This is a genomic window from uncultured Ruthenibacterium sp. (assembly GCF_963558415.1).
Taxonomy (GTDB): Bacteria; Bacillota; Clostridia; order Oscillospirales; family Ruminococcaceae; genus Ruthenibacterium.
Map to the genome: position 1 here is coordinate 43,467 of NZ_CAUWGY010000013.1, position 6,000 is coordinate 49,466.

Genomic DNA, 6,000 nt, shown 5'->3' on the forward strand with positions numbered 1-6,000 from the left:
ACGCTTTGACCGGAATAGCGTCCGGCCAAAGCGGAATCGTTTTGCTTTTGTCCGCGTTTCCCTAAGCCGTCACGCAGCTCAGCCAGAACGGTAACCGCCTTGCGCAGCGAATTGGAAAACGGGCATCCACCCTTGTTCAGGGTGCAGACGCACCGCGTCCGTTCTCAGTATAGCAGACTTTTTTTGCAAAGCAAAGGGTTTTATCCACGCGTCAGAGCGGTAAGCCAATCGCACACATTTTTCGACGCATTTGAGTTTGCAAAAAGACTTTGAGCCCGGGTCATGGCGCAGGCCCGGTCAGTGCTCTGACACAGAAGGCGGACAGCGCGTGCGCCGGCGCGAGGGTCCTGAACGCAAAGAGCCATTCCGCTTCGTCCAAACAGGCCGGCGGTTCCGTCCGAGTCTCCCAATAAAACCATGGGAACTCTGCGCGCGGCTGCCCGTGCCAAAATTCCCGCCTTGGGTTCAGTGAACAATGCGTTGCAGGCGTCCAGCCAAAGTTCAATGGGAGCGTCCATCTCTCGAATCAAGACACGAGGCTGTGCTGTGTAATGGCGAGTCAGGCGGATTCGAACTTCTCTGTCTGCACACAAAGCGACCACTTGGGGATGAAAATCAGACATAGACAAAAAGGCATCAATTTCTTCCCGATGCGCCCTGGGGATGAGAACCAGATGCCCGCCGCGCGGAAGATGAAGTTTTTCTCTGGCTTCGCTTCGGCTCAGGCCGGCCCCACCATAAACCGGAATTCCCGTGACGCGCAGCTTTTTTGCCGGCAATCCCATCTGTGCACATGTTTGCAGCAAAGCAGGGTGGGACAAAGCGTATCCTTCGCAAAGGGTTTTGCTCCACGCACAGGCACAGGTATAATCGGACCATATCCCCAGGACCGGTACGACCAACCGTCCGCTTCGGCGCAGACGGGAAAGGGCAAGCGCTGCTTGCGGGTGCATGGCGGCCACGCTTTCAAAACAGCCAGACACGATTTCTTTTTCAAGGTCCCTTAAAGACCAAAGGCGGGAAAGAGAGACCACGTGTCCGGTGCTCTGTTCCACTCTCATTCGTGCGCAAAGTGCATGTGCGGCGCCAAGGCTGTCTGTGTCGCAGGCCAGAATCAAAGTTTTCATACATTCTCCCGTCGTTGCAAAGAAGTGAAAAAACCGCTATACTTTGAATAAAATCTTTGGAAACGAGGTGGTTCGGTGCCATCGTCCCAGCAGACAAAGCAATGCTTTGCAAAAAGCATGAAGATTCTCATGACGAAAAAATCCCTGGAGGCAATCTCCGTGGGAGACATTGCAGCTCAAAGCGGCATGAGCCGAAACGCCTTTTATTATCACTTTCAAGACAAGTACGATTTGGTCAACTGGATCTTTCGCACTGAAAGCGCCGGTTTTTTGGCACAGGCGCCGGACCGGGAAAATTGGCAGGGAATTCTGCGGGCCTTGTGCGAATATTTCAGAGAAAATCGTGCCTTTTACTGCAACGCATTGTCTTATACCGGGCAGAACTCGCTGCGCGAATATTTGTTCGACACTTTCAGTGGCGTGGTACAGCAGCATCTGCTGGATGTGAAAGATCAGGAAGGTGCTTTCATGGACCCGCAGGACGCGGTTTTTGCCGGAGAGTTTTTTGCGGCCACCGTAGTAGGTCTGCTGGAGCGCTGGTGTTCCCGGGGAATGAAAGAGGATGCCTCCCGCTATGAGGACTGTCTGGCACGGATTTTATCCGGCGAGATGCTCAATGCCTATCTTCACAGCCGGGAGTCCGGCGTCGATAAATGAATGGATGCACCGGCCGAAATGTATTTTTCAAGCGACCGGCTGTCTGTCCGCCAATCCACCAAAAAAATCGGGGCGTCCGGCGCTTTGCGCTGGGCGCTCACTGCTTTTTGCAGTGCTTTTTGCGCACTTTTTTCCTCTTGTGTCTCCAGTACGCAAAGGCAGCTCAGCTCGGCCAGCCGATGTACTTGTTCTGCCTCCAGTTTTGCCCCGTTTGGGAGTTTGTAAAACAGTCCGAAAAATAATTTTTCTCTGCGCAGATGTTCCGCGGCGTCGAAACAGCCCTTTAATTCCTCCTCGCCGGGAACCATCAAAAGCGGGACAGCGTTTTCCGCGGCGCGCAAAGCGCGGATCAGATCCGGAGTGACCGACGCGGGCTTGATGCGCAGGAAAAATAAACTTTCACGACAGTCGAAGGACGTGCGGTGTAAAAGGGCCTGCGCCAGTGTGGAATCCTCGCAGTCTGCACAGAACAATCGGGTCCCCTGCATTTGTGCTTTCGAAACCGCCTGATGAAAAGCATTTACCTCTTCGGCATTTTCAAGCTTTTCCCATACCATCCAAACAGGATGGGCTCCCTGTGCGGCCTGGCGGCGCAGTTCCACCACGCCAGTGGCCAGCGCCTCAACCCCCAAGTTCACTGCAAGTGTGCACAATTGATTTTCTGCCACCTCATCCAACATGCGCTGCACAAGAGGGTAATAGGCACTGTCGGCCTTTGCCAGCAGACGCTGTGCCGTTGAAAAGAATAATTTCTGTCCGGGTCCGCGCGCTAAAATCAATCCCATATCCACGTATCCGCGAAGCTGTCGGAATCCGTCTCGACGGATATCTTTTACAGCTCGGTGTGCCAGTGTCATGGCGTAAGAGCGCATCCCGTCGTGATCCATTGCCATAAGAACTCCTTCTTTCTGGGTTGTATCTGTTTTTATTGTACGCGCCCAATGGTAAAAAAGACAGGTACACATTGTTTTTTTTGTTAAAAATAGGAGAACGTTTGCGCCGGCGTTGACAGGAAAAAGGCTTTTGGTTATATTGGTCTTGAAAGTTCTTTCAATGTGCTTTCTGCACATTTTATATTCTTATGCGGGGGTCCACCATGAACATTTATGACATTGCCCGAGAGGCGGGCGTCTCCATTACCACTGTGTCTCGTGTGCTCAACGGAAAGCAGAACGTCAGCAAAGCTACCCGTCAGAAGGTGGAGGAGGTACTGGCGCGGCACAGTTATGTTCCCAGTGCGATTGCCCGTGGATTGGTAGCAAAAAGTATGAAGACAGTAGCGGTGCTTACGGTGGATGTGCGGGTTCCGCATTATGCGCGTACTGCTTATGCCATTGAACATGAATGCACCCGCAGAGGCTACAATGTGCTCATGTGCAACACCGGCGCAGCCAAAGAGGCGGGAATGCACTATCTGGACATCGTTACAGAAAAGCAGGTCGATGGAGTGATTCTGGTAGGTTCGGCGCACAGTGCTCTTAATACCGAAAGTCGGTTGAAAAAGTTATTGGCGCGCACACCTACCGTAGTGGCCAATGGCCGTTTGAAATTACCCAATTCTTATTCGGTATTGGTGGATGACCATTTGGGCGTGGGGATGGCCGTAGACCATCTGGCGGAAAAAGGACACGAGGGCATTGTGTACGTGCGGGATATGGATACAGAAAGTGCGCACCGCAAATACGAGGGATATTTGGATGCCATGGGAAGACGCGGCCTTGCACCACGCACGTTGGAGACAGAACCGACGTTGGCAGGCGGCATGGCAGCAGCCCAAGCGTTTTTAAAGATGAAAAAGGTCACGGCCTTGGTGTGCGGAGAAGATCTGACGGCCGCGGGTGTGCTGAAAGGATTGTTGCGGGCGGGTGTTCGGGTTCCGCAGGATGTAGCCGTTACCGGTTACAACAATTCGGAATATGCCCATATCTGCGAACCGGAATTGACTACGGTCGACAACAAGCCGGAAATGGTTGGTCTTATGAGTGTACAGCTTTTGGAGAGTTTGATCGGTGGCCGGGCAGACCCCGCTAGTGTGGTGGTCCAACCGGAGCTGGCGCTGGGACAAAGTACCTAAATGGAGGAAAAGAATGGTTCGTGGAGTTTTGTTTGATATGGACGGTTTGATGTTCGACACCGAACGTCTGGACCTGGAAGCGTGGGAACATGCGGGCAGAGAGCTGGGTTTTCCAACGGACAGACAGACGCTGTTGTTTGTGCGCGGAATGGCGGATGCAGATTTAGCGAATTATCTGCGCGAAGCGTTCGGTCCGAAGTTTGACCCCGTTCGCAGCCGTCAGGCACGGCTTGCCTATTCCAATGCTTGGATACAAGCGCACGGAATGCCGGTCAAACCGGGATTGTATGTTTTGCTGAAAGAGCTGAAAAAACGAGGGATTCCGGCTGCGTTGGCTACATCTACCAGCCGTTCAACGGCCATGGGATATTTGGAAAAGGCTGGCGTCAAGGACGATTTTGCAGCATCGGTCTGTGGAAGAGAAGTAGAACGGACCAAACCGGCGCCGGATGTGTTCCAAAAGGCAGCCAGCCTTTTGGGATTGGAGCCCTCAGAGTGTATGGTTTTGGAGGACAGCCCCCATGGGATTGCTGCGGCGTGTGCGGCGGGATGTATTCCGGTCATGGTGCCGGATTTGAGCCAACCGGATGAGGAATTACGTGCGCAGTGTGCCGCGGTTGTCTCTTCGCTGGAACAGGTGATTGCGCTGTTGGACCAGTTTTGAATCAAGAAAGAAACGGAGGGAACGGAATGTACGACTGCATCATCATTGGCTGTGGTGTGACAGGCGCGGCGGCCGCCTACTGTTTGGCCCGGTACGAAGGGCGGTTTGCAGTACTGGAACAGAGCAACGATGTGGCCAATGGAACTACCAAGGCAAACAGTGCTATTTTGCACGCCGGGTACGATCCTGAACCCGGTACCAAGATGGCACGGCTCAATGTGGAGGGCAGTAAGCTGGCCGCTGAAATCTGCCAAAAATTGAACGTACCTTATCGGCGCACCGGCAGTTTGGTGTTGGCTTTTTCTGACAAGGAGTGCCGCACGCTGGACGAGTTGTATCGCCGGGGCGTTGCAAATGGTGTTCCCGATTTGGCGCTTTTGTCGGGAGAAGGCGCACGGGCGCTGGAACCGGAGCTCTCCGATCAAGTGCAGGGGGCGCTGTATGCACCCACCGCGGCAGTGGTCAATCCCTGGGAATATGCTCTTGCCATGGCGGAGGTGGCCGTGAAAAACGGTGTGGAGTTGTATTTAGAACATCCGGTCACGTCCATCCGAAAAATCGATGGAGGATATTCGTTGACAACTCCCCAAGGCGAGTTTGAAACAAAAACAGTCATCAATGCAGCCGGTGTCCATGCGGATCAGCTTGAGCAGTTGATTGCACAACCGGGATATACCATCCATGCAGTGCGCGGTGAGTATTGGCTGCTGGATAAAAGCGAGGGCGACCGCGTCCGTCATGTGATCTTTCAGTGCCCCAACGAGAAGGGAAAAGGTGTGCTGGTAGCTCCTACCGTACATGGCAATTTGATTGTGGGCCCCAATGCAGAGTCTGTGGAAAATCGGGACGATGTGAGCTGTTCAACACAGGGCCTTTCTTTTGTGCGGGACAAAGCGCGCCTGAGCGTGCCGAACGTTCGCTTTGGTGAAAACATCCGCAACTTTGCGGGTGTGCGGGCAAATTCGGATTCGGATGACTTTCTCATTGGCGAAAACCCGCAAGCGCCTGGCTTTTTCCATTTGGCCGGCATAAAATCTCCCGGACTGACGGCTGCTCCGGCCATTGGATTGGAAGCGGTTCGACTGGTACAGGAAAAGGGGCTGGCAATCAAGGAAAAAGACTTTTTTGACGACAGCCGGGAACATGTGGTGTTCCGTGAACTCGACCCCGAGGAGAAAAATCGGTGGATTCAGAAAGATCCGCGTTATGGCAGGGTGATCTGTCGTTGTGAGCCCGTCACAGAAGGAGAGATTGTCGCCGCCATACACGGCGTGATTCCCGCCACTACGGTGAATGGGGTAAAGCGTCGGTGCAATGCAGGCATGGGCCGTTGCCAAGGAGGTTTCTGTGGCCCCCGAGTTCAGGCCATCCTGGCGCGAGAACTGGGGGTAGATCCCACACAGGTGTTGATGGACGGGCCGGGCACAGTGGTGCTCACAGGCGAGACAAAGACAGGAGGCGGCCGCGATGGAATATGA

Annotated in this window: 6 protein-coding genes; 4 read left to right on the top strand and 2 right to left on the bottom strand. The window is 53.8% G+C overall.

Annotation, left to right across the window (positions count from 1 at the left end):
- Positions 1–200: 200 nt before the first annotated feature.
- The gene (locus AB5H98_RS03940; protein WP_367924615.1) at positions 201–1,127 is read right to left on the bottom strand and encodes a hypothetical protein; all 927 of its coding nucleotides are present in this window, start codon (positions 1,125–1,127) and stop codon (positions 201–203) included.
- Between the two features lie 129 nt (positions 1,128–1,256).
- Here AB5H98_RS03940 and AB5H98_RS03945 point away from each other — a divergent pair, with 129 nt between their 5' ends.
- Positions 1,257–1,784, top strand: a complete 528-nt coding sequence (locus tag AB5H98_RS03945; protein WP_367924616.1) for a TetR/AcrR family transcriptional regulator C-terminal domain-containing protein — start codon at positions 1,257–1,259, stop codon at positions 1,782–1,784.
- Here AB5H98_RS03945 and AB5H98_RS03950 read toward each other — a convergent pair.
- On the bottom strand, positions 1,754–2,677 hold the full coding sequence (locus AB5H98_RS03950) for a hypothetical protein (protein WP_367924617.1): 924 nt from the start codon (positions 2,675–2,677) through the stop codon (positions 1,754–1,756). The genes AB5H98_RS03945 and AB5H98_RS03950 overlap by 31 nt on opposite strands.
- Positions 2,678–2,880: 203 nt before the next feature.
- On the opposite strand from AB5H98_RS03950, the gene AB5H98_RS03955 reads away from it, so the two are divergent.
- The 3 genes from AB5H98_RS03955 to AB5H98_RS03965 are packed head-to-tail and all read left to right on the top strand — an operon-like array spanning position 2,881 to position 6,000.
- Positions 2,881–3,858 carry a LacI family DNA-binding transcriptional regulator gene (locus AB5H98_RS03955; protein ID WP_367924618.1) on the top strand — a complete coding sequence of 326 codons (978 nt, stop codon included), beginning with the start codon at positions 2,881–2,883 and terminating at the stop codon, positions 3,856–3,858.
- A gap of 13 nt (positions 3,859–3,871) precedes the next feature.
- Entirely contained in the window at positions 3,872–4,522 is a 651-nt protein-coding gene (locus AB5H98_RS03960; RefSeq protein ID WP_367924619.1) for an HAD family hydrolase, read from the top strand.
- Positions 4,523–4,548: 26 nt separating this feature from the next.
- On the top strand, positions 4,549–6,000 hold the full coding sequence (locus tag AB5H98_RS03965; RefSeq protein WP_367924620.1) for an NAD(P)/FAD-dependent oxidoreductase: 1,452 nt from the start codon (positions 4,549–4,551) through the stop codon (positions 5,998–6,000).

What these genes read in the sequence shown, in the direction of transcription:
- AB5H98_RS03940 (WP_367924615.1), bottom strand. Translation starts at nt 1,127, where the DNA reads ATGAAAACTTTGATTCTGGCCTGCGACACAGACAGCCTTGGCGCCGCA.
- AB5H98_RS03945 (WP_367924616.1), top strand. Translation starts at nt 1,257, where the DNA reads ATGACGAAAAAATCCCTGGAGGCAATCTCCGTGGGAGACATTGCAGCT.
- AB5H98_RS03950 (WP_367924617.1), bottom strand. Translation starts at nt 2,677, where the DNA reads ATGGCAATGGATCACGACGGGATGCGCTCTTACGCCATGACACTGGCA.
- AB5H98_RS03955 (WP_367924618.1), top strand. Translation starts at nt 2,881, where the DNA reads ATGAACATTTATGACATTGCCCGAGAGGCGGGCGTCTCCATTACCACT.
- AB5H98_RS03960 (WP_367924619.1), top strand. Translation starts at nt 3,872, where the DNA reads ATGGTTCGTGGAGTTTTGTTTGATATGGACGGTTTGATGTTCGACACC.
- AB5H98_RS03965 (WP_367924620.1), top strand. Translation starts at nt 4,549, where the DNA reads ATGTACGACTGCATCATCATTGGCTGTGGTGTGACAGGCGCGGCGGCC.